The sequence below is a fragment of the Flavobacterium nitrogenifigens genome, assembly GCF_003254565.1.
Lineage (GTDB): Bacteria > Bacteroidota > Bacteroidia > Flavobacteriales > Flavobacteriaceae > Flavobacterium > Flavobacterium nitrogenifigens.
Genome location: NZ_QJRI01000182.1, coordinates 334307 through 357445, shown reverse-complemented (window position 1 = coordinate 357445; position 23139 = coordinate 334307). Strand labels below are relative to the sequence as shown.

Annotated in this window: 18 protein-coding genes; 8 read left to right on the top strand and 10 right to left on the bottom strand. The window is 32.3% G+C overall.

Annotated elements, in window-relative coordinates; translation table 11 throughout:
• The first annotated feature begins 42 nt into the window (after positions 1 to 42).
• The 5 genes from DM397_RS23295 (at position 43) to DM397_RS23275 (ending at position 6303) form a co-directional block, all read left to right on the top strand.
• Positions 43 to 573: a DUF4199 domain-containing protein gene (locus DM397_RS23295; protein ID WP_111380156.1), complete on the top strand. Its 531-nt coding sequence runs from the start codon at positions 43 to 45 to the stop codon at positions 571 to 573.
• Positions 574 to 581: 8 nt separating this feature from the next.
• Positions 582 to 1538, top strand: a complete 957-nt coding sequence (locus DM397_RS23290; RefSeq protein ID WP_111380155.1) for a glycosyltransferase family 2 protein — start codon at positions 582 to 584, stop codon at positions 1536 to 1538.
• A 112-nt stretch (positions 1539 to 1650) separates the two neighbouring features.
• Entirely contained in the window at positions 1651 to 3378 is a 1728-nt protein-coding gene (locus DM397_RS23285) for a phospho-sugar mutase (RefSeq protein WP_111380153.1), read from the top strand.
• Positions 3379 to 3644: 266 nt separating this feature from the next.
• Positions 3645 to 5474: an ABC transporter ATP-binding protein gene (locus DM397_RS23280; RefSeq protein WP_111380151.1), complete on the top strand. Its 1830-nt coding sequence runs from the start codon at positions 3645 to 3647 to the stop codon at positions 5472 to 5474.
• A gap of 127 nt (positions 5475 to 5601) precedes the next feature.
• The gene (locus DM397_RS23275; protein ID WP_111380149.1) at positions 5602 to 6303 is read left to right on the top strand and encodes a DUF2971 domain-containing protein; all 702 of its coding nucleotides are present in this window, start codon (positions 5602 to 5604) and stop codon (positions 6301 to 6303) included.
• 788 nt (positions 6304 to 7091) lie between these two features.
• Here the strand turns inward: DM397_RS23275 and DM397_RS23265 are convergent.
• From DM397_RS23265 to DM397_RS23230, 8 genes are all read right to left on the bottom strand, one after another.
• Positions 7092 to 7931 (bottom strand): hypothetical protein, encoded by an 840-nt coding sequence (locus DM397_RS23265; protein WP_239457907.1) that lies wholly within the window; start codon positions 7929 to 7931, stop codon positions 7092 to 7094.
• Between the two features lie 75 nt (positions 7932 to 8006).
• Positions 8007 to 10610: a hypothetical protein gene (locus DM397_RS23260; protein WP_111380145.1), complete on the bottom strand. Its 2604-nt coding sequence runs from the start codon at positions 10608 to 10610 to the stop codon at positions 8007 to 8009.
• 5 nt (positions 10611 to 10615) lie between these two features.
• Positions 10616 to 11086 carry a DUF4280 domain-containing protein gene (locus tag DM397_RS23255; protein WP_111380143.1) on the bottom strand — a complete coding sequence of 157 codons (471 nt, stop codon included), beginning with the start codon at positions 11084 to 11086 and terminating at the stop codon, positions 10616 to 10618.
• Between the two features lie 50 nt (positions 11087 to 11136).
• Positions 11137 to 11490, bottom strand: coding sequence for a PAAR-like protein (locus tag DM397_RS23250; RefSeq protein ID WP_111380141.1), 354 nt, complete (start codon positions 11488 to 11490; stop codon positions 11137 to 11139).
• A gap of 49 nt (positions 11491 to 11539) precedes the next feature.
• The gene (locus DM397_RS23245) at positions 11540 to 12751 is read right to left on the bottom strand and encodes a LysM peptidoglycan-binding domain-containing protein (protein WP_111380140.1); all 1212 of its coding nucleotides are present in this window, start codon (positions 12749 to 12751) and stop codon (positions 11540 to 11542) included.
• 162 nt (positions 12752 to 12913) lie between these two features.
• Positions 12914 to 13633 carry a CREC-EF hand family protein gene (locus tag DM397_RS23240; protein WP_111380138.1) on the bottom strand — a complete coding sequence of 240 codons (720 nt, stop codon included), beginning with the start codon at positions 13631 to 13633 and terminating at the stop codon, positions 12914 to 12916.
• An 89-nt stretch (positions 13634 to 13722) separates the two neighbouring features.
• On the bottom strand, positions 13723 to 16188 hold the full coding sequence (locus DM397_RS23235) for a TonB-dependent receptor (RefSeq protein WP_111380136.1): 2466 nt from the start codon (positions 16186 to 16188) through the stop codon (positions 13723 to 13725).
• Positions 16189 to 16200: 12 nt separating this feature from the next.
• Entirely contained in the window at positions 16201 to 17883 is a 1683-nt protein-coding gene (locus DM397_RS23230; RefSeq protein WP_111380134.1) for a M23 family metallopeptidase, read from the bottom strand.
• A gap of 181 nt (positions 17884 to 18064) precedes the next feature.
• On the opposite strand from DM397_RS23230, the gene DM397_RS23225 reads away from it, so the two are divergent.
• From DM397_RS23225 to rny, 3 genes are all read left to right on the top strand, one after another.
• On the top strand, positions 18065 to 18355 hold the full coding sequence (locus tag DM397_RS23225) for a hypothetical protein (protein ID WP_111380132.1): 291 nt from the start codon (positions 18065 to 18067) through the stop codon (positions 18353 to 18355).
• 4 nt (positions 18356 to 18359) lie between these two features.
• Entirely contained in the window at positions 18360 to 18653 is a 294-nt protein-coding gene (locus DM397_RS23220) for a cell division protein ZapA (protein WP_008464801.1), read from the top strand.
• A gap of 209 nt (positions 18654 to 18862) precedes the next feature.
• Positions 18863 to 20422 (top strand): ribonuclease Y, encoded by a 1560-nt coding sequence (gene rny / locus DM397_RS23215; RefSeq protein ID WP_111380131.1) that lies wholly within the window; start codon positions 18863 to 18865, stop codon positions 20420 to 20422.
• 68 nt (positions 20423 to 20490) lie between these two features.
• Here rny and DM397_RS23210 read toward each other — a convergent pair whose 3' ends face one another.
• The gene (locus DM397_RS23210; RefSeq protein ID WP_111380129.1) at positions 20491 to 22011 is read right to left on the bottom strand and encodes a sensor histidine kinase; all 1521 of its coding nucleotides are present in this window, start codon (positions 22009 to 22011) and stop codon (positions 20491 to 20493) included.
• Between the two features lie 155 nt (positions 22012 to 22166).
• Entirely contained in the window at positions 22167 to 23063 is an 897-nt protein-coding gene (gene xerD, locus DM397_RS23205) for a site-specific tyrosine recombinase XerD (protein WP_111380127.1), read from the bottom strand.
• Between the last annotated feature and the right edge of the window lie 76 nt (positions 23064 to 23139).

The following is a 23139-nucleotide window of genomic DNA, read 5'->3' as shown; positions in this document are numbered from 1 at the left end:
GGAATTACTATATTTGTGGATTAATTTTAAACATATCGAAATATGATTAATGAAGTTATAAAAAAGAATGGAGTTACGTATGGTGTAATGATAGGAATTGCATCGGCTTTGGTTACCGCTACAATCTATGCTGTTGATTTAAATCTATTTACAGCTTGGTGGATGGGAATACTAGGAATCGTAATAAGCCTTACAATTAGTATCATTTTACTTTCTAAAACTAAGAAAGATTTAAACGGTGTTTTTCCTTTTAAAGATGCTTTTACTACTTATTTTATAGCTGCAGTAATCGGTATTTTAATATCTACAACTTTCAACATTGTATTATTTAATGTAGTTGATCCAGGCGCAAAAGATACTTTGAGCGAAATCATGATCAAATATACTGTTGGTATGATGCAGAAATTTGGCACGCCAGCTTCGGCAATTAATGAAGCTGTTGCCAAAATGAAAGAAAGCAATCCGTATTCTACTTTTGAATTATTAAAAGGATCTGTTTTTGCTATGGTTGTAAGCGCAATTTTCGGATTAATTTTCGCAGCATTTTTTAAAAGCAAATCTACACAAGAATAAAAATATAAATGAATTTATCTATACTTATACCGCTTCTAAACGAGGAGGAATCACTTAAAGAACTCTACACTTGGATCATTAAAGTGATGCAGTCTAACAATTACTCTTATGAAATCATTTTTGTAGATGATGGTAGTACAGATAATTCTTGGCAGATTATTGAAGGCTTCTCTAACGAAAATCCAAATGTAAAAGGAATTCGTTTCATGAAAAACTTCGGAAAATCTCAGGCTTTACATGCTGGTTTTGCAAAAGCAAAAGGTGATGTTATCATTACTATGGATGCCGACTTGCAAGACAGTCCAGACGAAATTCCTGAATTGTACGAAATGATTACCGCTCAGAAATTCGATTTGGTTTCTGGTTGGAAAAAGAAACGTTACGATTCTGTTGTGGCCAAAAATCTTCCTTCAAAATTATTCAACTGGGCCGCTAGAAAAACTTCTGGCGTTGAGCTAAATGATTTTAACTGCGGATTGAAAGCTTACAAAAACGTAGTGGTAAAAAACATCGAAGTTTCTGGCGAAATGCACCGCTATATTCCGGTTTTGGCTAAAAATGCTGGATTCGGAAAAATTGGAGAAAAAGTGGTCATTCACCAAGCTAGAAAATATGGCGAAACAAAATTCGGAATGGAACGTTTTATAAACGGTTTCCTAGATTTGATTACCATTTGGTTTTTATCAAGATTCGGAAAAAGACCAATGCACTTATTTGGCGCCATGGGTTCTTTAATGTTTATTATCGGATTTTTAGCAGCTGGATACATTGGGATCTCTAAACTATACCATATGTATACAGGAATGAAATACAGCTTGGTTACAAACAATCCATGGTTTTATATTGCTTTAACAACCATGATTCTTGGAACTCAGCTATTTTTAGCAGGATTCTTAGGGGAAATTATTTTAAGAACAAAAAATAACGAAGCAAGATATAAAGTAGCACGAGAGGTTAATTTTTAAAACATATTACAGTCTTTAAAATCTTTTTAATTAAGGCATAAAATTATTGCATAAAGCACCTTTGAACCTTAATAAAAAATTATTTTTAAATAGAACATAAAACGAAATCAAAATGAATATCGCACCAAACATACTAAACGCAGTCAATGAATGGTTAACGCCAACATTTGACCAAGAAACACAAGCCGCAGTTAAAGAATTAATGACAACTTCTCCAAAAGAACTAGAAGAGAGTTTTTACAAAAACTTAGAATTCGGAACTGGAGGAATGCGTGGTGTTATGGGCGTTGGTGACAATAGAATCAATAAATATACGCTTGGAAAAAACACTCAAGGATTATCTGATTACCTGCACAAAGTTTTTCCAAACGAACCTTTAAAAGTAGTAATAGCTTACGATTGCCGTCATAACAGTAATACTTTAGCAAAAGTCGTAGCTGATGTTTTCTCAGCAAACGGAATTCAGGTTTATTTATTCTCTGATTTGAGACCAACTCCAGAATTATCTTTTGCTCTTAAATATTTAAAATGCCAATGCGGAATTGTTTTAACAGCTTCTCACAATCCGCCAGAATATAACGGATACAAAGTATACTGGCAAGATGGAGGACAAATCGTTCCTCCGCAGGACAAAGAAATTGTAAATGTGATTGAAAGTTTAGGTTATGACAAAATCAAATTTAACGCAAACGAAAGTTTGATTCAGTACATTGATACAGAACTTGACAAGGCTTTTATAAAATCGTCTATCGAAAACGCAAGTTTTAATACTCCGGCTGAAGCCAAAGACAATCTGCACATTGTATTTACTTCATTGCACGGAACTTCTATAAAATCTATTCCAGATGTTTTATCTCAGGCTGGATATAAAAATGTACATATTGTTCCTGAACAAGCTGTTCCAGATGGAGATTTCCCAACAGTAAAATCTCCAAACCCAGAAGAGCCTGAAGCTTTAACAATGGCTTTGGCTTTAGCAGATAAAACAAATTCTGACATTGTAGTTGGTACAGATCCTGACTGCGACCGTTTAGGAGTTGCTGTTCGTAATAATGACGGCAAAATGATTCTATTGAACGGGAACCAAACTATGGTTTTAATGACTTCTTTCTTATTGAAACAATGGAAAAAAGCAGGTAAACTTAACGGAAAACAATTCGTTGGCTCAACAATCGTTTCAACTCCAATGATGATGGAATTGGCAACAAGCTACGGTGTTGAGTGCAAAGTTGGATTGACAGGCTTTAAATGGATCGCAAAAATGATCAAAGATTTTCCTGAACTAGAATTTATCGGAGGCGGTGAAGAAAGTTTCGGATTTATGGTTGGTGATGCCGTTAGAGACAAAGATGCTGTTGCCGCTACCTTATTAATCTGTGAAGTTGCCGCTCAAGCAAAAGCCGCAGGAAGTTCTGTTTACAAAGAACTTTTACAGCTTTATGTTGAAAATGGCTTCTACAAAGAATTCTTAGTTTCTTTAACAAAAAAAGGAATGGAAGGTTTACAGGAAATCAACCAAATGATGATCGATTTACGCCAAAACCCTTTGAAAGAAATTAACGGACAAAGAGTTATTATGGTTGAAGATTACCAATCATCTATCGCTTTAAATTTATTAGACGGTTCAGAATCAACAATGGATATTCCGAAATCGAATGTATTGATTTATTATACTGAAGACGGTTCTAAAATTTGCGCAAGACCAAGCGGAACTGAGCCTAAAATTAAATTCTACATTAGTGTAAATGCCGAAATCGAATCGGTTTCTGATTTTGATGAAGCAGAAAGTTTCTTAGATCAGAAAATCCAAAACATTATTGCAGATATGCAACTGAATTAAATAAATCTTTTTTTTGAAAACATTTCCATTTGCAAATAGTCTTTAAAAACAAGGAGTCCAATATTTAAAACTCTGATTTGCATTTCTTAAAGATGCGAAATCAGAGTTTTTTTTAATAAAAAAAACTAAAAAGAAATTGAAAACAATCCAATTGGATTAATTTTGTGCAGTAAAAATTCGTTAACATGATTTTATTATAACAAAAAAATATAGTGCTAAAAACTCAAACAAGCATAACCCAGCAAAAAAATAACATCCAAAAATAAATGAGTAATTTCAAAAAAATATTTCCTTTTATATTCCCATATAAAAGATACGCATTCTTAAATATCTTTTTCAATATTTTATATGCACTTTTCAGCACACTTTCGTTCATGGCATTAATTCCCATGATTCAGGTTTTATTTGACAAAACCAAAAAAAACACAGTGATGCCAACTTATGAAGGAATTGCACACATAAAAGAATATGCTGAAGATTATTTAAGCTACTACATTACTACAAATACTGACACCCATAATCCTGGTTATGTGCTTTCTATAATGGTCGCTATCATTATTTCAATCTTTTTATTAAAAAACTTAGCCGATTATTTAGCAATGTTTTTTATTACTTTTCTACGAAATGGTGTGTTAAGAGATATGCGAAATGCGATGTATAAAAAAACACTTGAATTACCGTTATCATTCTATTCAGAAAAAAGAAAAGGAGATGTAATTTCAAGAATTTCAGCCGACGTAAATGAGGTGCAAACTTCGTTTTTAGCTATTTTGGAACTTATTGTCAAAGAGCCATTAACGATTGTATTCACTATTATCGCCATGCTGATAATTAGTGCTAAACTAACTTTATTTGTATTCATTTTCATTCCTGTTTCTGGCTATATTATTTCCTTAATTGGAAAACAATTAAAAAAACAGTCTAGCAAAGCTCAAGAAGAACAAGGCACCTTCTTATCAACCATCGAGGAGACAATTGGGGGGTTAAAAGTTGTCAAAGGATACAATGCAGAAAACTATTTTAATAGACTTTTTCAAAGTTCTACAGATCGTTTCTTTACTTTATCAAACACAATTGGAAACCGCCAAAACTTAGCTTCTCCTGCTAGTGAATTTATGGGAATTACGGTTATCGCCATTTTGCTTTGGTATGGCGGTCAAATGGTTTTAATAGACAAAACGTTAGACGGCGCTGCTTTTATTGCTTACATGGGATTAGCTTATAATATTTTAACCCCTGCAAAAGCAATTTCTAAAGCCTCTTATGGAGTAAAAAGAGGAAACGCGGCCGCAGAACGTGTTCTTGAAGTTCTTGATCAAGAAAATATCATTGTTTCTAAAGAAAACGCAGTTGAAAAATTTACTTTCGATAACAATATTACTATTCAAAACATCAACTTCAAATATGAAGAGGAAAATGTTTTAAAAGATTTTTCTCTTGAAATTAAAAAAGGACAAACCGTTGCTCTTGTTGGACAATCTGGAAGCGGAAAAAGCACTATTGCAAACCTGCTTACTCGTTTTTATGATGTAAACGAAGGTTCTATTTCTATTGACGGAATCAATATCAAAGATATGAATCTTCATTCACTAAGAAGTTTAATGGGATTGGTAACACAAGATAGCATCTTGTTTAATGACACCATAAAAGCTAATATTTCATTAGGAAAATTAGACGCTACTGATGATGAAATTATCGAGGCTCTAAAAATTGCAAACGCCTATGAGTTTGTTAAAGATCTTCCAAAAGGAATTTATACCAATATTGGAGACAGCGGAAACAAGCTTTCAGGAGGTCAAAAACAGCGTTTATCTATTGCTCGCGCTGTATTGAAAAATCCACCAATTATGATCTTGGACGAAGCAACATCAGCATTGGATACTGAAAGCGAAAAATTTGTTCAGGTGGCACTCGAAAACATGATGCAGAACAGAACTTCAATCGTAATTGCACACCGTCTTTCTACAATTCAAAAAGCAGATGTTATTGTGGTAATGCAGAAAGGAAAAATCGTTGAACAGGGAACTCACGACGAATTAATTGCAAAAAACGGAACTTACAATAAATTGGTAACAATGCAGTCTTTCGAATCATAAGATTTTCACATACCAAATAATCTAACACAGATTAAGGAAATATTAAAACTCAGTTTAATTTCTTTAATCTGTGTTTATTTTTATAACTTTAGGATAGTTAAAGATTGAAATTTAATTCTTTCAGAAAATGTATCTTAACAACCCCAACATAAAACTTCCTGACGATCCTGATACTATTGTTTGGAAATATCTTGACTTATCTAAATTTCTAGATTTATTGCTTTCGAAAAAACTTTTTATGTCGCGTTCAGACAAGTTTGAAGATCAATATGAAGGCACTTTTAGCGAACCTACTTATGAAGAGATCAAAAAACTTGCCGCAGATAATCCCGAGTTTTTAAATTACTACAAAACGCATCGCGAAAAAGTAGCGATTAGCAGTTGGCATATTAACGAATATGAATCTTTTGCCATGTGGCAGATTTTTACCAAAAATAATGAAGGTTTAGCGATTCAGTCCACCATTAAAAGACTGCAAAAAGCTGTAAAACCAGAAAATAATTTTGATCAGTATATTGGCGAAGTAAACTACATTGATTACAAAAAAGAATATATTCCGTTTGATGATTTATTCTTTCCATTTTTATTTAAGAGAAAAAGTTTTCAATACGAAAGAGAAGTCCGAATTCTGAGTGACACTTCAAAAAGCGACATCAAATTAAACGACGGATTAAAAATCAATGTGGACATCAATCAATTAATTGAAAAAATATACATTCATCCAAAATCTGAAAACTGGTATAAAAAGCTGGTAATAGAGCTGGTTGAACGCTTAGGTTTTGGTTTCGAAATTGAAAAATCTGATCTGGAAAGTGATATATTGATTTGAATTTCTGAGAAAAAATTTGAAAAAGAAATAAACAAAAAAAGCAGAAAAAAAGACAGTAAAACAAAATAATAAGACTTGAGCTTCTAATCGTTTTACTAAATACTTGACTAACAAATAGCATCTCTTCTTCAGTAATTTTCCTTGTTTTCATCTTAAAAAATTTCTAATTCGGTTTTCCCATTTTGTAATTACTTACTTTGCAATAATCACACATAACATTACCAAAATTTCCAATTTCTTATGGTAAAAAAACGAGCGTACTCCAATTCTTGATTATTACAAACGGCTTTTATGCTAATATTTACTATCTCAAAATATGTAATTGTAATTACATCCTTTTCTTTTATTTTTTTATAATCATCCTTACTGATATAGATTCCTTTTTTTTGCTCATATTTATTTATTAGATACAATCTAAAATAATTACTATCTGAAGAAGAATCTGAAGTATATGTATAATTATCTTTTTTTTCAACCCATAAATCATCCGTTATTTTATAGATTTTTTGATTCTCAATCCTTTTATTGATAATGATTTTTCCATATAGAAAATTTAAAACTACTAATCCAAAAATCGAAACAACATATATTGTTAATAAATTATCTAAATGACTGTGAAATAGAAATAAGCTAATAAAAAAAAAATAAAAAATAAATTGGCAAACATAACAACACCAAAATAAAAGGCATTATAACTAATGATTTCCATAAATTTTTATTGAATACCTTTTTTACAAAAGCAACTTCTTCTTTTCTAATTTTTTCTTTTAGCATTTTATAATATCAAATTAAAATACTTCTAATTGTTCTTTGTCTTTTGGAAGATAAAATAGATAATTAAAGGATCCTTCTCCATCAAGTTTCCCTTCTATAAGTGGAGGAACAGTATATTTATAAAGATATTGATTTCCATCTTCATCTTTGGTTTTACTCACAAATCTCACCAATTTGTTATTAGTATAAAATTTTATTTCATAATCATCCATGGGATACAATTTTTTAATTTGTGAGAGATTCAAATCATTTAGTAATTTTTTAGTTTCTTCTCTTGACATATATTCAACATCCGATTGGATTTTAAGACTCCCTTTCATTAATTCAAAATATTTTTTTGAATCTTTGGTTTCTAATATGTGATAAAATTTATTTACTGTTTGTTTTAATAAATTAGATTGTTTAGATAAATCTTGAGCATTATCTAAAATAGAACTATAATCCCAAGGAACCTCTGCAATAAATGGAATTTCCATTTCAAAATAAGGAAGTTTTTCATCTTTTATTTCTTGAGGCAACTGAAATTTTGCTGATTGAATATATTGTCCAAGACTGCTTTCACCGATAATATTGTTATAACCAAGATCCAGAGATAAATCGACTTGTTCACTAAGATTTAATTGATTAATAATTGGTGTCAATTTAATTTTTAAATTTTGTTCTCCGCTTTTTAAAATATAACAGTTCAAGGGTATTTCATTTGTCATACCACTTTTTACACTATAGCTAAATACAGGAATGTCGTTAAGCAATAGCTCAAAATCGCAAGCTTGAATTTGTAATTTTACAGTATAGTATGGTTTTGCGGTATATGTTTTTTTATTATCTAAAATTTCTTTTTTTATCAATTCCATGTTGGTTTTGTTAGTTTGCGAATAAATTTCAAAGTGTATAAATAGTGCTAAAATGGATATTACATATTTCATCTTTTATGATTCTATTAAATATTTTTTGCCTTTAACAAAATCATCTTTTCTATCGAAAAGATTATAAGTGTCTTTATATTGTATTTGATTGTTTTTACCTTTTGCAGTAATAATACAAACAATATTAATTCCCATAAAATCACATTTTGCTTCTACAAAAGTTCCTTTATTATCATGCCCTATACTGGCTTTAGGTTTTATAGATGTAACAGCATATGCTTCGGCTTGGATTTCACCATTCACACTGAAAATAATAGCATTTAAATTTACTTTAACTTTCCCAGATAATACAAGCTTGAGTCCAAGTTCTCCATTTAAGTTTAAATTAGAACCGCCTTTTTCGGCAAGTGCATATTCAAATTCTACATTTACTTGTCCAAATATTGTGAGCATAAAGTTCAATTCTGCCCCTGCAGTATTTAATGCTATCTCAATTGCTTTTACGACCTGTCCAAATGCAGGAACATAAGAAATTGCAGCAATTATGTCTAATGAGACATCACCTTTTAACAAAGGATTAAATCTTAAAACAATCTTTCCATCAGTATAGATTTCATTTGTATCATCTTTTATTGCTGCTTGCCATTTTGCTCCAACGCTGATTGCGGGATAATCAATTGTCCCAACGATTGGTGATTTCAAAAATTTACCAAGCCCCTTTACAGCTCTTTTATGCCCAGAATTTATTTTATCAATATTTGTTAAAGTATCTAAACCTTCTTTTAATAGCAATAGCAACTCTAAGAACTTTTTTATTTTCTGAGCATATTTCTCGGCTAACTCTATTTCCTCCCCTTTATTATATTCAGCTTTGAGAACCAATTGAAACTCTAATTCCATTCCATTCTCTCTTTTCGCCATTCCGTAAGTATTAATTTGTCCCGCTTTTTGAGCTTTTTCAAAAGAATCACTATGTCTGGATTGAGGTTTTTCTTCAACTTTCTCTTTATCGCTGTTTCTAGGGTAGGTTGGAAGATTTGTATGTGTTAACTGTTCTGGTCCTTTCATTCCAAACCTAAAATCCAAAGTCCATTTTACATCAGGATAGGCAATAACATTTATTCTTTTGTCATACCTACAAGATAAAGCCCTCAATTCCAAAGCATGATTATTATCATCTCGCATACTAACTGGCCAAATATATTCTAACATTTTAAGAGAGGTCTTCTCTATCAGATTATCATTACTAGGATGATAATTAAATGCTGCTTTAAAATTTAATATTTCACCATTATCACCATTATCATCAGTTAATTGATAGTTTTCAGGAATTTTCAATACATTTAAAGAAGTTTTTTTATGATCATTTGATTTACCATGAAATCGACATTCTTCCGTTTCCAGCCCCATTAATTTTATTGAATAATTTTTAAAGTGATCTGTATCTGCACAAATAATAGGTATATTACAGACAGAAGACCCTGGCATATTATTTTCTTTAAAAATAACCCGTTTTTTTTCAGTTTTAGTTTCAGGAATTACCCTAAGTTCAATTCCTGTATACTTACAAGGATGAAAAGCCCCAACATTAGTTTCAATAGTATGCACAACAGAAGGTTTGTTGCTTACTTCTATAGGAGCTGTTTTAACCCTGCTAAGCTTATTAACCTTCAGATAACATCTTTCTTTGGGAAACTCTTCAAAATAAGCACCTGTTTCTAATACTTTTATCCTTGGATATAAATCTATAACCCCAAGATTTGACTTATCCCACTTTGAATCAATTAATACTTCTACTTCAATTTTTTGCACATAATCCACTTTCGATTCTGTAGTATTAATGTCTTCCTTACAAGTTTTGGTTAACAATCCCGAGGTACTATTTTTTCCATTATCGATGTCTTTTCCTTTCATGATTGTTACTTCTCTCACAAAAGCAGCCATTCCTGAAATATCCACTTCTTTATTTGCAGATCTCCAATTTCTTTCCATCAGGCTTATTTCAACCTTTTGTCCGTACATTGCAGAGGTATAGATATGCAAAATTACTTTTGACTCAAAACCCACCATTCCTATTATAGGATTGTATTCAAAATCGGTCCATACCGCATCTAAAACCTCTGGTTTGCCGTAACCCTGCACATAAACGCCATACGGAATTTTTCCTGTAGCTCCTTCCTCTTCATGATAAGCCTCCAACCAGGCCATACCACCGCCAAATATAACTTTATCAAAATGAATTTTCAAGCTGCCATTCCTTTGAATTTCTGCAATTCCTTTGTTAAAAGATTTATTGTGAGAAAGCTTATTATAATCAAGTTTTTCTCCTACTAGCTGCCAGCTCCAGTTTACATCATTGTATTTTTTTTGAAGAGATTCGATTTGTTTATCCAATTCATACCAAACCTTCATATTGGCCTCGTAATTTTCTTTTAGCTTTTTTTCGCTCCATCCTGCCTTGGCACGCTCCATCCATTTTTGTCTCGCAAAATCCTGTACTTGTTTCTTTTTATCTTCCAGTATTTTTATTTTTTTCTCAACTTCTTTGTACTCTTTTATGGTTACATAAAAATTTTCTGTTCCATTCAAAACAATACGCCCCATACTTGGGTCATGTTTTTGGCCTTTTGATGGCATAGGAACTATATGCAATTTATTATCATCCATACTATTTAAATATTAGGTATTTGTAATAATCCTATTTCGTCAATATTCAAGCTCAATGCTGGATTGATTACCTTGATGACCTCTTCATCACAATTCTGAATATTCTGTTTGCTAACTTCTGTAATCTGTCCATGATTAATAATCTCAACACAAGCACTTCCTGCAACTGCGCAGGTTGCTTTACTATTTTCTAATAAAGGTTTACCGCCGTTGTCCTTTAATGTAATTTTATCATAGTAACCCTCCCATTTTATAATAGCAGGCTTACAGGCATTATTATTCATTTTTGCACAACTTCCAAATGTGTTTTTTTCAAAAGTCTGTCCCAAATCTTTATGAGTTGCAGTCAATTTTGATTCACCTTCATGATCATTTATAAAACGCTTGCTTTGTGTTTTCACTTTTAAAATATCGGTTGTAGTTCCAAACTGGCATTTACAAGTTGCTCCTTGGCATACTAAATGTATTTTGCTCATGGTATAAAGTTTTTAAGTGGTCAATACTATTTCTACCTTTAAAATTTAGTTCATTCAATCATTATCAGCATACCGTCTCTCTCAGCAACACCCTTTTGTCCAGCATCTACTATAGATAAACATCCGCCGTCTTTACAATACAATGTCGATTCTGATGTAATATAGCTTTCTTCATCAGTTCTTAAATATGCTGGGTCTCTCCATCTTCCATCAAGGGCTTTAAAGGTACAAGCTCTTTGATGCAGGGTGCAAAAAAGAAAACTAGAAATATCTACGTTACTTTCCAGTATAGGATTCTTGTCTTCAATTATAAATCCGTTATACTCTGCTTTTAAAAATGTCGATTCAATGCTGCCATATTCACATTTTATTCGAGCGCTGTCTACTACTATAAAACCATTCATATTTTATTTTTTTTTAAAATTCGTGACCAAATCTTTTATTCCTGATAAATCATCTTCCCCAAAATCCCTCCCAAAATCCGGGTTCTTTAATTTCTTTTTCATTAATAACTTCCGAGTTCCAATCTATTTGTCCTGATATTGGATTTAAAATTTCTTCTTTTTTCTCTTTGTAGTTTATTGCATAAGTTTCGAACTCAACGGTAGATATTGTTTTATTATTTAATCTTGAGTTTACAAAACCAGTAACAGAAAATATAGTCTTGTTATCATGATTCAATTTGTATTGAAAATCCAAGTTCTTATCAATTCCATCTTCCAATTTTCCCATTTCAAATTCTTTCTTTCTCAAATCATTATCTTGGCGATCCTCCACTCTTTTACCGTATTCATCAAGTAATTCTAAGTCTTTATTAAAATTTGTTCTCGAGACAATCTCTTTACGTCTCACACAAATTTTAGATGTATCGGTTTCAAACTCATCAACACTTTGCAGTGTTTGGGTTTGAAAACCATAGCTGGTAAATGATAAATCTGAAGAGTGATTTTGATATATCGGTGCAAAATAGATTTGAAAGAAAGGATGCTCTTCAAAGCTTCGCCTTAATAAAGATTCTGAGCCGATATTCTTTTCGAAAGAAGATATTAATCGCTGTATTACGTTTCCTCCTTTGTAGTATTTAACTATAGAAGGTTTGAGATCTTTCCATCTTCTTTGAATATCTTCTACATTAAGTATTTCTGATATTTCTCCTTTATCTGTTAGACATAATACTAAAGGATATAGTACTTTAGAAATTTCACTTGCAAATTCCTCAATGACCAAATTAGGTGCTTTGTCATTTACATATACTTGATTGATTTGAAGTTTTACGATAAAATGATTATCCTGCTCTCTTAAAAACTCAACTTCTGAAGTAAAATGAACTTTGTTTTTTAACCTATTATTCTCTCGATATTGAATAATAGTTCCATACTCATGTTTAACATTCTTAATCCACGTCAATCGCAGAATATTTTCAGAATTAGAAAACACTTTTTTAAGTGCTTTTTGCTCAGAAAGTTTCGAATCTACATATGACTTCAAATCAGGAAGCAAAATATATTCAACAAATCGTATAGGCAAACCAAATTCTATCAAATCGGATATTTCACAATGCTGATTATGAAACGTTCTTACATCCTTTACAGGAATTCCAATCTTACTAGCTATTTTTTCAATTGTGTCTCCTCGCTGTACTTTGTACTTTTTAAACCTAATCATTTTGATAAAATATAGAAAATCAAATATAGTCTTTTTCTTATATTTAATAAATTAAATATTCATATATTTCTTATATTTAACAAATTAGATTTTTCCTCTTTACAAAAAAAAAAGCAGAGTTTGCTTTCACAAACTCTGCTTTTTTAATAGTAATATTTTTTCTTAAATCGGTTTATAACTCTTCACTTCCCACTTCTTAGAAGCCAAATCTATATAATTGTAATGAAGAACATCATTTTTATCAAATTGACCATTTTGGTTAGTGTCTTCAATAGTTCTAAAATACAAACGGTTTTTAGATTCAATTAAACTCCAGTCTACCAATTCTTGTAGGTCTGCTGAAACTTTTGTAAAATTTTCTCCGCTTATATCACTCAAATACAAAGTTTTGATATCACTGGTATCAATTTTACCATCTTTATTGGTATCTGAATCTGTCAGCGTGTACACCATCACATTATTATGCGTTCTATCTGCAACCGTTTTTAAATACGTTGCTGTTAAAATCAAAACTGGTTTATCAGATAATGGTCGGATAGAATCTGAATCTACTTTTTGGAATTTTAAATTCTGAAGATATCCTGTAATTTCATATTCGCCTAAATTAGAAATTGTAAAACTCACATCATTTACGCTCGACGAACCATAACGCGCTTTAGATCCTCTTTCGAAAACCCTTAAATCTCCAACTGGATGAATTAAATAATTGGTTCCTTCCATTTGAATTGGCAAATCTGCGATTTCAATTTGAGTTGTATCGGCTTTAGTAACACTTACTTTATTTGAAGCGCCATAACTTACTTTCGGTTTTTGAACTTCTTCTCTACAGCTTATTACTGTACCAATAAGTATAAGGGCGATATATTTAAAATACTTTTTCATCTACAATGATTATATACGATTATCAAATATACTATTTTTGATTGTATTTTTTGTTTTTATTGAATTTTACTGAACAATTACGAAGCAGATTACAGCCTCGCATTTATCTTAACGTTAAAAACCCTCGAAGTCATATAATTTGGAATCGCATATTGATTTTTTGAATATACATCACGAACCCAAGTATTTGTAATGGCATTTTGATTATTGAAAAGATTGAAAATTTCTAATCCAACAGCTAATTCTTTAAAGTTTTTCAACCAGCCTTTTTTTGTGTTTTGCGTACTAGCGTCTACAAAAACTTTTGCAAAACCAATATCAGCTCTTCTATAATCATTCAATCTATTTTGATATAAATACGGATCTGAATATGCTGGCGCACCTCCAGGCAAACCTGTATTGTAAACCAAATTCAAATACACTTTTACACTTGGAATATTTGGCATGTAGTCTTGAAAAAGCATTGCAAATTTTAATCGCTGATCTGTCGGACGAGCAATATAACCTCTATTTTCGTAATTTTCTTCGGTTTTCAAATATCCAAAACTTATCCAAGATTCAGTTCCTGGCACAAACTCTCCATTTAATCTAAAATCAAGACCTTGCGCATAGGCTTTTGCATTGTTATTGGCAACGTAGCGAATTCGAACATTATCAATCGAATATACATTTACATCAGAAAGTGATTTATAATACAGCTCTGTCGCCCATTTAAAAGGACGATTCCACATTTTAAAATTATAATCGTTACCCAAAACAATATGCACAGATTCCTGAGCTTTCACATTCGGATTCACAACTCCTTCCAAATCTCGTAATTCTCTATAAAACGGAGGTTGATGATATAATCCGCCCGAAATCCTGAAAACCATATCTCCATCCCAGTCTGGTTTTATCGCAAATTGCGCACGCGGACTTACCACAAACTGTGTTTTTCCTTCTTCTAAAGCTCCCGCAACATTCCAACCTTGAAAACGCGCTCCTAAATGATACCAAATCTGACTTGAACCGATTTCCGATTGCTTATTCCATTGTGCATATCCAGAAAATCTATTTATAGTATTAAAATTTGTCGCTCGGATATTTTGATAGGGCAAAAGCGGCCCAGTATAAGGCGTATATGGCTGATTATTTTTTGGAAGAATTACCAAAGGCGGGTTTATGGAAAATCCAGCCGAATCAATAACTTCCCACTCCACTACTCGATCTCGAATAGATTCTCTAGTATATTTTAAACCAAATTCCAATTGGCTTTCTTTCCAGTCTTTAATTCCTTTTAATTCGATATTTGCAATTAAGGCATCCAAATCATTTCGGGCATGGTTTAACTGAGAACCAATTCCGCGAGTAAAATCAATTGCAGATGCATTTTCTGGATCTTCAGCATTTACATTCCCTAAACGATATTGTGCCAAAATATCAAAATGCTCTTGTTCTGTGGTATGAAACAAAGATCCAATTAATTTTAGCGTAAGCGTTGGCGATGCTTTATAAGTAGTTTTTAAAGCTCCAAAATAAGTGTTATATTGATCTTTTTCCTGTCCGTCGTAATAAACTGCAAGTGCCATTGGCTGATCTAAAGTACCAAAATTAGTCTGACGAACTAAAGGCTCATACGAATATTTGTTTTGAGAAATATTTCCTAAAAAGCTCATTTGCCATTTTTCAGAAATATCATAATTCACATTGGTTTGAATATCGGCAAAAGTTGGCTTATAATTAGTATCTGTATCTTGGCTATTTACCAAAAGACTATTATTTCTATAACGAACTCCTGTTACGGCAGACCATTTTTTATTTTTTGAAACTAAATCGACTGCAGCGCTTCCGCCTAAAAAACTGGCTTCAAAAGCTGCACCAAACTGAGTTGGCTTGCGATACGTAATATCTAAAACAGAAGATAGTTTATCTCCGAACTTCGCCTGAAATCCACCAGCAGAAAATTCAACATTCTGCACTAAATCTGTATTGGTAAAACTAAGTCCTTCCTGCTGTCCCGAGCGAATTAAAAACGGACGATATACTTCTACTTCATTTACATAAACCAGATTTTCGTCATAATTTCCGCCACGAACCATATATTGAGTGCTCAATTCGTTATTTGAATTAACACCAGGAAGTGTTTTCAGAATATTTTCGATTCCTGCGTTGGCGCCTGGAATCTTTTTTATGGTTTCAGTATCAACCGAAGTAATTCCCTGAACTCTTTTTCTATTTCCAGAAGAAACAAAAACTTCTCCCATTTGCTCTTCTGAATTACTCATAATCGGATTAAAAACAAAAACTTCATTTGTCTTTAAACTGACGGTCAAACTCATCATTTTTAAAGAAACGTGAGTAAAAATCAGCGAAACCTTTTTATTTGATGGAATTTCAATTTCATAAAATCCATTTGCATCAGATTGCACAGCAGTTCCTTGAGATGAAATATTTACGCTCGCAACAGGATGTTTTTCGACATCTAAGATTAACCCTTTTACACGGGCATTTTGAGCTAAAGCAATACAGCTGAAAAATAAAAAAAGAAAAACGAATGTAAACCTGTTGTAACTCAAAGATTTTGGGTTTTATTTTTGTTGACTTCTAAAAAAACGAGTTTCAAAGATAGTAGTATTTCCTACATTATCAACAACTTCAACTTTTAATACGTTTTCACCTTCTGCCAAATATTGATCATCAAAAGTATGAGTGATTCTTCTCGCTTTATTTTCGTATTCAAATAAAACCCAGCTTCCGTTTAAATAACCATTATATGATTTTATGCCAGACAGAGAATCGCTTATCGTTAAATCAATTTTCTTTTGATCGCTAATCCATTTTCCTTCAATTGGTTTTGCAATTTTAATAACTGGCGGAATTGTATCGAGAACTAAGCCGTATGTACCTAATATTTTTGCTTTCGCAGTAAAAACATCACCTTTTCTAATAGTTCCGTTAAAACTTGTTCCTTTACCAATATAAAGTTTATCACGCAAATCTTCTGGATAAGTGCTGTCTTTTATAGTGATTGTAAAATTAGAATGTGCAGGAACTGTATCATCGTGAATATAAATTTTGTTATTTCTTACATCAAAATTCATATTAAAATCATCGTAGAAAGTTCCAGCTGGAAAGAAAACTGACATGTTATCTTTCTCAAAATTGGCATCTCTATTATATTTTATAAAATACTTCCCATTAACCGACTCTGACTCTACAAGAGGTGCTGCAGTATCATATTCAATTGGAACCGTAATAGAATTCATATTCCCAAAATAATCAGAAACCTCAATTTTATAATTTGAAGTTAAATTAGATTCTGCTTTAACAATACCGCGAAGTGAATCGGTTTTAATAATACTTAAAGCGAAAGGCGTTTTCATAAAAAGTTTCTGCACACGCTGTCCAGATTTTTTATATCTAGAATAATCAATCAAAGCGTTGACGTAACGCATTTCATCAAAAGAATAAGTATTAAATTGATAATTATAATTCTGATTTCCGTTTAAAAAAGTTGAAACGTTAAAAACCCCATTTCTATTATGTGAAACATCATCCGTATCAATAGCATTAATTCCAAAACCAATTTTTCCGTTTGCCTTAACTTTTGAAGCTAGATAAGTTCCATCTTTTTGAAGCGCCATGTTTACCAACAAAGGTTGCTTAGACTGGTTTACCGTAGCATTATCCAACGGATAAACGTATAAACTAGATAAAGTTGGCTTTTTGGTATCTTTTAAATTTTGGTCAAAGCCAAAGAAAATTGGGTTGATAACAAATTCTGTTTTAGTATCTCGAATTTCAAAATGAAGATGCGGTCCTTCTGACGAACCTGTGTTTCCTGAAAGTCCGATTATATCACCTTTTTTCACGGGAAGTTCGTCTGGTTTTGGAAACATTTCAATTTCGTATGCCTTTTCTTTGTAATGCGTTTTTTTTACATAATCTAAAATTGCCCCAGTTGGTGTTTGCAAATGCCCATAAACAGAAGTATACCCGTTTGGATGTGTGATATAAATACATTTTCCGTTTCCAAAAGTCGAAATTTTAATTCGCGAAACATATCCATCCGCAATTGCATGTACAGTCAAACCTTCTCTTTGATTGGTCTTTAAATCAAACCCCGCATGAAAGTGATTAGGTCTTAACTCTCCAAAATTACCAGAAAGTTGCATTGGAATATCTAATGGAGGACGGAAATAATCTTTAGGATATTGTGTTTGAGCAAACACAGAATTACAAATTAAAAGGGCAAGTACATATAATCTCATAAACAACATTTTTGCTAAGATAAGCAAAAACAAGCCAATAAAAGCAAGAAAAAGGCTTCAAAATCACAATTAATTGAATTACAATATATTTATCTAAATTAATGCAAAAAAATCGATAAAAAATTGCATTAATAAAAAGGAATATTAACTTTGTAGGATTAAGTAATGAATAGGATGTATAATGAGTGTAATTGCAGAAATAATTGATACTCTTGAATATAAAGTTGAAAAGCTTTTTGAGAAATCGAAAGCCTTTGAACAAAACAATCAAGTATTACGATTAGAACTAGCCAAAGCTGCGCAAATTATCCAGAAACAATCTGAGGAAATAGAAGCTTTGAAGAAGCAAAATGAAACACTTAAGATAGCCAATTCGTTGCTTGGCAGCGACAACAACAAGAGAGAGACAAAGCTTAAAATAAATTCATTAATTCGCGAAATTGATTACTGCATAGCGCAATTATCAGATTAATAATATGGACGGAAAGCTTAGAATTAAAATATCAATTGCCGATCGCGTTTACCCACTTACGGTTGAACCGGCTCAAGAAGAAGGACTTAGAAGTGCTTCTAAAAAAATTGATGCTATGATCAAGCAATTCGAAGAAAATTACGCGGTTCGTGACAAACAAGATGTTCTAGCAATGTGTGCATTACAATTTGCATCGCAGGTAGAACAAAAACAGATTGATAATGCAATCGATGGAGAAGAAACTATCGAAAGAATTAAAAGATTAAATACGCTTTTAGATCAATATCTCGAAAATTAAACGTTCTTTACAGAAACTAAGATACTGCCTACATTAGTTCACATTTGGTAAACTCAACACTAACAATTTAGAATGAGCAAATCGTCGCTACTATAGTATGCCCTCCATTTGGCTGGGAAACTTGAACAGTGAGTTAGCTCAAAACTTGTCTTTACGAGTTTATACAAGCAATTAATGTAGGCTTTTTTTATATATAAACCCTAACAAACATGGACATCATAACGATCATTATTGGTATTGTAGGTATTGCGGCAGGATTTGCAATAGCTAAAATTATCGAGAAAAGTAATATTTCAAACCTAATTAAAAACGCTAAAAAAGAAGCGGCTTCTATCTTAAAAGACGCAAATTTAGAAGCAGAAAATATCAAAAAAGATAAAATTCTTCAAGCAAAAGAGCGTTTTATCGAACTTAAATCAGAACACGAACAAGTTATTTTAGCACGCGATAAAAAAGTTGCTGAAGTAGAAAAACGCGTTCGCGATAAAGAATCTCAAGTTTCTAACGAACTTTCTAAAGCTAAAAAAGTAAACGAAGACTTTGAAGCTAAAACAGCTGAATACAACAACAAAATCGAGGTTTTAGACAAAAAACAAGCTGAAGTTGACAAACTTCACAAAAGCCAATTACAGCAATTAGAGGTTATCTCTGGACTTTCTGCTGAAGAAGCCAAAGAACAATTGGTAGAAGGTTTAAAAGCTGAAGCTAAAACAAAAGCAATGTCTCATATTCAAGAAACAATTGAAGAGGCAAAACTTACCGCACAGCAGGAAGCTAAAAAAATCATTATCAATACGATTCAAAGAGTTGGAACTGAAGAAGCAGTTGAAAACTGTGTTTCTGTTTTCAATATCGAATCTGACGATGTAAAAGGTAGAATTATTGGACGTGAAGGACGTAATATTAGAGCTCTTGAAGCTGCAACTGGAGTTGAAATCATTGTTGACGATACGCCAGAAGCTATTATCCTTTCTTGTTTCGATCCTGTTCGTAGAGAAATTGCTCGTTTGTCTTTACACAAATTAGTAACTGATGGACGTATTCACCCAGCGCGTATTGAAGAAGTTGTTGCCAAAACTGCAAAACAAATCGATGACGAAATTATTGAGGTTGGAAAACGTACCGTTATCGACTTAGGAATTCACGGTTTACACCCAGAATTAATTAAAGTTGTAGGTAGAATGAAATACCGTTCTTCTTACGGACAAAACTTATTACAGCACTCAAGAGAAGTTTCTAAACTTTGCGGTATTATGGCTGCAGAATTAGGATTGAACGTGAAATTGGCAAAAAGAGCTGGTTTATTACACGATATCGGAAAAGTGCCGGATACAGAAAGTGATTTGCCACACGCGCTTTTAGGTATGCAATGGGCTGAGAAATACGGCGAGAAAGAAGAAGTATGCAACGCGATTGGAGCGCACCACGATGAGATTGAAATGAAGTCTTTACTGTCTCCAATTATTCAGGTTTGTGATGCTATTTCTGGAGCTAGACCAGGCGCTAGACGTCAGGTTCTTGATTCTTACATCCAACGTTTGAAAGACCTTGAAGATGTTGCTTACGGATTCAGCGGAGTTAAAAATGCTTACGCAATTCAAGCTGGTAGAGAACTTCGTGTAATTGTAGAAAGCGAAAAAGTTTCTGATGATAATGCTGCAAACTTATCTTTCGAAATTTCACAAAAAATTCAAACAGAAATGACTTATCCTGGACAAGTAAAAGTTACAGTTATTAGAGAAACTAGAGCTGTAAACATTGCTAAATAATCTTAGGAACATTAATAAAAATAAAGGCTGTCAATTGACAGCCTTTATTTTTATAATCTTTTTACGTTTTACATATCATTAAAAATAATTTTAAAACTTGTTCCTACCCCAACTTCACTTTCTACTGCAACCGTTCCTTTCATTGCTTCAATTTGATTTCTTGTAATGTACAAACCAATTCCGCGAGCTTCTTCATGTTTATGAAAGGTTTTATACATTCCGAATAGCAAATCACCGTAGACCTTCAAATCGATTCCGAGACCATTATCTGTAATCGTAAGCGATTTAAATCCTTCGGGTTCGATTGCAAAATCAAAAGTAACGACTGGATCTCGATCTGGATGTGCATATTTAATCGCGTTTGTTGTAAAATTCAACAAAACACTTTCCATATAAGCAGGATTAAAATTAATCGTCAAATACTTCGGAACATTATTTATAATAGTAACCTTTCGCTGTTGATGATACCCTTTGATTGTCGAAATAGTTTTCTCAATATACTCGCAAAGTTTTAACGGCACTACCGCAATATTGATATTACTCTGCGTTTTTACAATTTGAGTAAGATTTGAAATAGTTTCATTCAGATCGTTAGAAACGGCTCGCAAGTATTCCAGCATTTCAGCTACAGTCTGCTTACTAACATCGGCATCAATAAGATCTAAAATTGATTTTATATTTCCGGCTTGTGTATTTAAATTATGAGAAACAATATGCGAAAAGTTTAATAAACGGCTATTTTGATCGCTATATAGCTTCATGGTTTTCATAAGCTCAAGTTCTTTTTCTTTCTGAGCCGAAACATCTGTATGCGTCCCAATTACACGCAAAGGCTTTCCGTTTTCATCACGTTTAATTACTTTCCCTCGATCCAAAATCCATTTGTAATTACCGCTAGAAGTCATTACGCGATGGTAATTTTCGTAAAACGGAATCTTATTATCAAAGTGCTCATGAATATCTGAATAATATTTTGGAAGATCATCAGGGTGCACAATTTTATCCCAACGTTCTGGGTCATCAAAAATATCAGTCGATTCTAATTCTAAAATTTTAAGAGACAGGGAAGAATAAAAAACCCTATTCGTAACCATATCCCAATCCCAAATCCCAGCAGTCGAAGCATCGAGAGCAAATTGAAAACGCTCTTCAGAAATCCTAAGTTTTTCTTCCTTATCTTTTAATTCGGTAATATCCGAAACATGACCATAAAAAACCACGTTTCCATTTGTTGAAGATTCTGTTTTTGCGGCAATTTTAAACCAGCGAATTCCTTTTTCAGGAAGAGCAGCTCTAAATTCAATTTTCCAAGGTTTTATTTCTTTTCTAGCTTTAACTAAAGACTGAAAAAAAAGTTCGCGATCCTGCGGTAAAATTCGATCGTAAACTATAACCTTAATATCATTATTAAAATCCTTTGAAGAAAGTTCAAATATTTCATCTGCCGATTTGCTTACAAGAGGAAACGTATAATTATTATCAGCATCAATAACAAACTGAAAAAGCAAGTCGGGCATTTCGGCCAACAATTTTTTGTAAAAATTATTTACCTCTAAGCAATCTTCATTTCCATACAAATCAAAAACCATATGCTACTCTTTATGTAAATAAGATATTGGAACTTATTCAGTAAAGCAAAAAAACTAAACTCAACTTTGCTTTTTGCTTTTCGCTTTAATTAAAACAAAATTTTAACACAATATATAAATTTTCACAACAAAAACATAGGCAATTATAAAAATAATTACCTCCTAGGATGAAAACTATGCATTACTTCTTTTAAAAAACTGCGATCCAAATGCACATAGATTTCTGTTGTTGTGATTGATTCGTGGCCCAACATTAATTGAATCGATCTTAAGTCTGCACCATTTTCAAGCAAATGAGTCGCAAAAGAATGCCTCAAAGTATGCGGACTAATACTTTTTTTAAGCCCCATTTTCTGAGCAAGATCTTTGATGATGGTAAACACCATTGCGCGAGTCAACTGATTTCCTCGTCTATTTAAGAACAAAGTATCTTCGGCTCCTTTCTTTATAATGAGGTTTGAGCGAACAGCATTTTTGTAAATTTCAATATATTTTTGTGTTAATGATCCTATCGGAACAAATCTTTCCTTATTTCCTTTACCTGTAATTTTAATAAAGCCTTCATCAAAAAAAAGATCTGAAATTTTAAGCGAAATCAATTCAGAAACACGCAAACCGCAACCGTATAAAGTTTCTAACATTGCCCTGTTTCTCTCCCCTTCGTTAGTACTTAAATCGATTGTTTCAATCAAAGCATCTATTTCTTGAAGCGATAAAGTATCAGGCAATTTGCGACCCGTTTTGGGTGCTTCTATCAATTCTAAAGGATTGTCATTTCTATAATCTTCAAAAACCAGATAATTAAAGAAACTTTTTAGTCCCGAGATAATCCTAGCCTGCGACCTTGGGTTTACCTCCTTAGCCACTGAATAAATAAACTGCTGTAAAGTTTCATCGGAAATTTTTATTGGCGAAACATCAATTTTATTAGTTTCTAAAAAAAGACATAAACGTTCAATATCAAAGCCGTAGTTTTCTATTGTATTTTTAGACAAACCTCTCTCAATCCTCAAGTATGACTGATAATCTTTTATATATCTGCTCCAATTCATATTTACAAAGTAAGTAATTTTTTGGTATAAAAAAACCTTCCCAATGATAAGGAAGGTTTGTTTTTTTTATTCCATT

Bases quoted from the DNA above. Each gene is read 5' to 3' on its own strand.
- DM397_RS23295 (WP_111380156.1), top strand. From the start codon at position 43: ATGATTAATGAAGTTATAAAAAAGAATGGAGTTACGTATGGTGTAATG.
- DM397_RS23290 (WP_111380155.1), top strand. From the start codon at position 582: ATGAATTTATCTATACTTATACCGCTTCTAAACGAGGAGGAATCACTT.
- DM397_RS23285 (WP_111380153.1), top strand. From the start codon at position 1,651: ATGAATATCGCACCAAACATACTAAACGCAGTCAATGAATGGTTAACG.
- DM397_RS23280 (WP_111380151.1), top strand. From the start codon at position 3,645: ATGAGTAATTTCAAAAAAATATTTCCTTTTATATTCCCATATAAAAGA.
- DM397_RS23275 (WP_111380149.1), top strand. From the start codon at position 5,602: ATGTATCTTAACAACCCCAACATAAAACTTCCTGACGATCCTGATACT.
- DM397_RS23265 (WP_239457907.1), bottom strand. From the start codon at position 7,931: ATGGAATTGATAAAAAAAGAAATTTTAGATAATAAAAAAACATATACC.
- DM397_RS23260 (WP_111380145.1), bottom strand. From the start codon at position 10,610: ATGGATGATAATAAATTGCATATAGTTCCTATGCCATCAAAAGGCCAA.
- DM397_RS23255 (WP_111380143.1), bottom strand. From the start codon at position 11,086: ATGAGCAAAATACATTTAGTATGCCAAGGAGCAACTTGTAAATGCCAG.
- DM397_RS23250 (WP_111380141.1), bottom strand. From the start codon at position 11,490: ATGAATGGTTTTATAGTAGTAGACAGCGCTCGAATAAAATGTGAATAT.
- DM397_RS23245 (WP_111380140.1), bottom strand. From the start codon at position 12,751: ATGATTAGGTTTAAAAAGTACAAAGTACAGCGAGGAGACACAATTGAA.
- DM397_RS23240 (WP_111380138.1), bottom strand. From the start codon at position 13,633: ATGAAAAAGTATTTTAAATATATCGCCCTTATACTTATTGGTACAGTA.
- DM397_RS23230 (WP_111380134.1), bottom strand. From the start codon at position 17,883: ATGAGATTATATGTACTTGCCCTTTTAATTTGTAATTCTGTGTTTGCT.
- DM397_RS23225 (WP_111380132.1), top strand. From the start codon at position 18,065: ATGAGTGTAATTGCAGAAATAATTGATACTCTTGAATATAAAGTTGAA.
- DM397_RS23220 (WP_008464801.1), top strand. From the start codon at position 18,360: ATGGACGGAAAGCTTAGAATTAAAATATCAATTGCCGATCGCGTTTAC.
- rny (WP_111380131.1), top strand. From the start codon at position 18,863: ATGGACATCATAACGATCATTATTGGTATTGTAGGTATTGCGGCAGGA.
- DM397_RS23210 (WP_111380129.1), bottom strand. From the start codon at position 22,011: ATGGTTTTTGATTTGTATGGAAATGAAGATTGCTTAGAGGTAAATAAT.
- xerD (WP_111380127.1), bottom strand. From the start codon at position 23,063: ATGAATTGGAGCAGATATATAAAAGATTATCAGTCATACTTGAGGATT.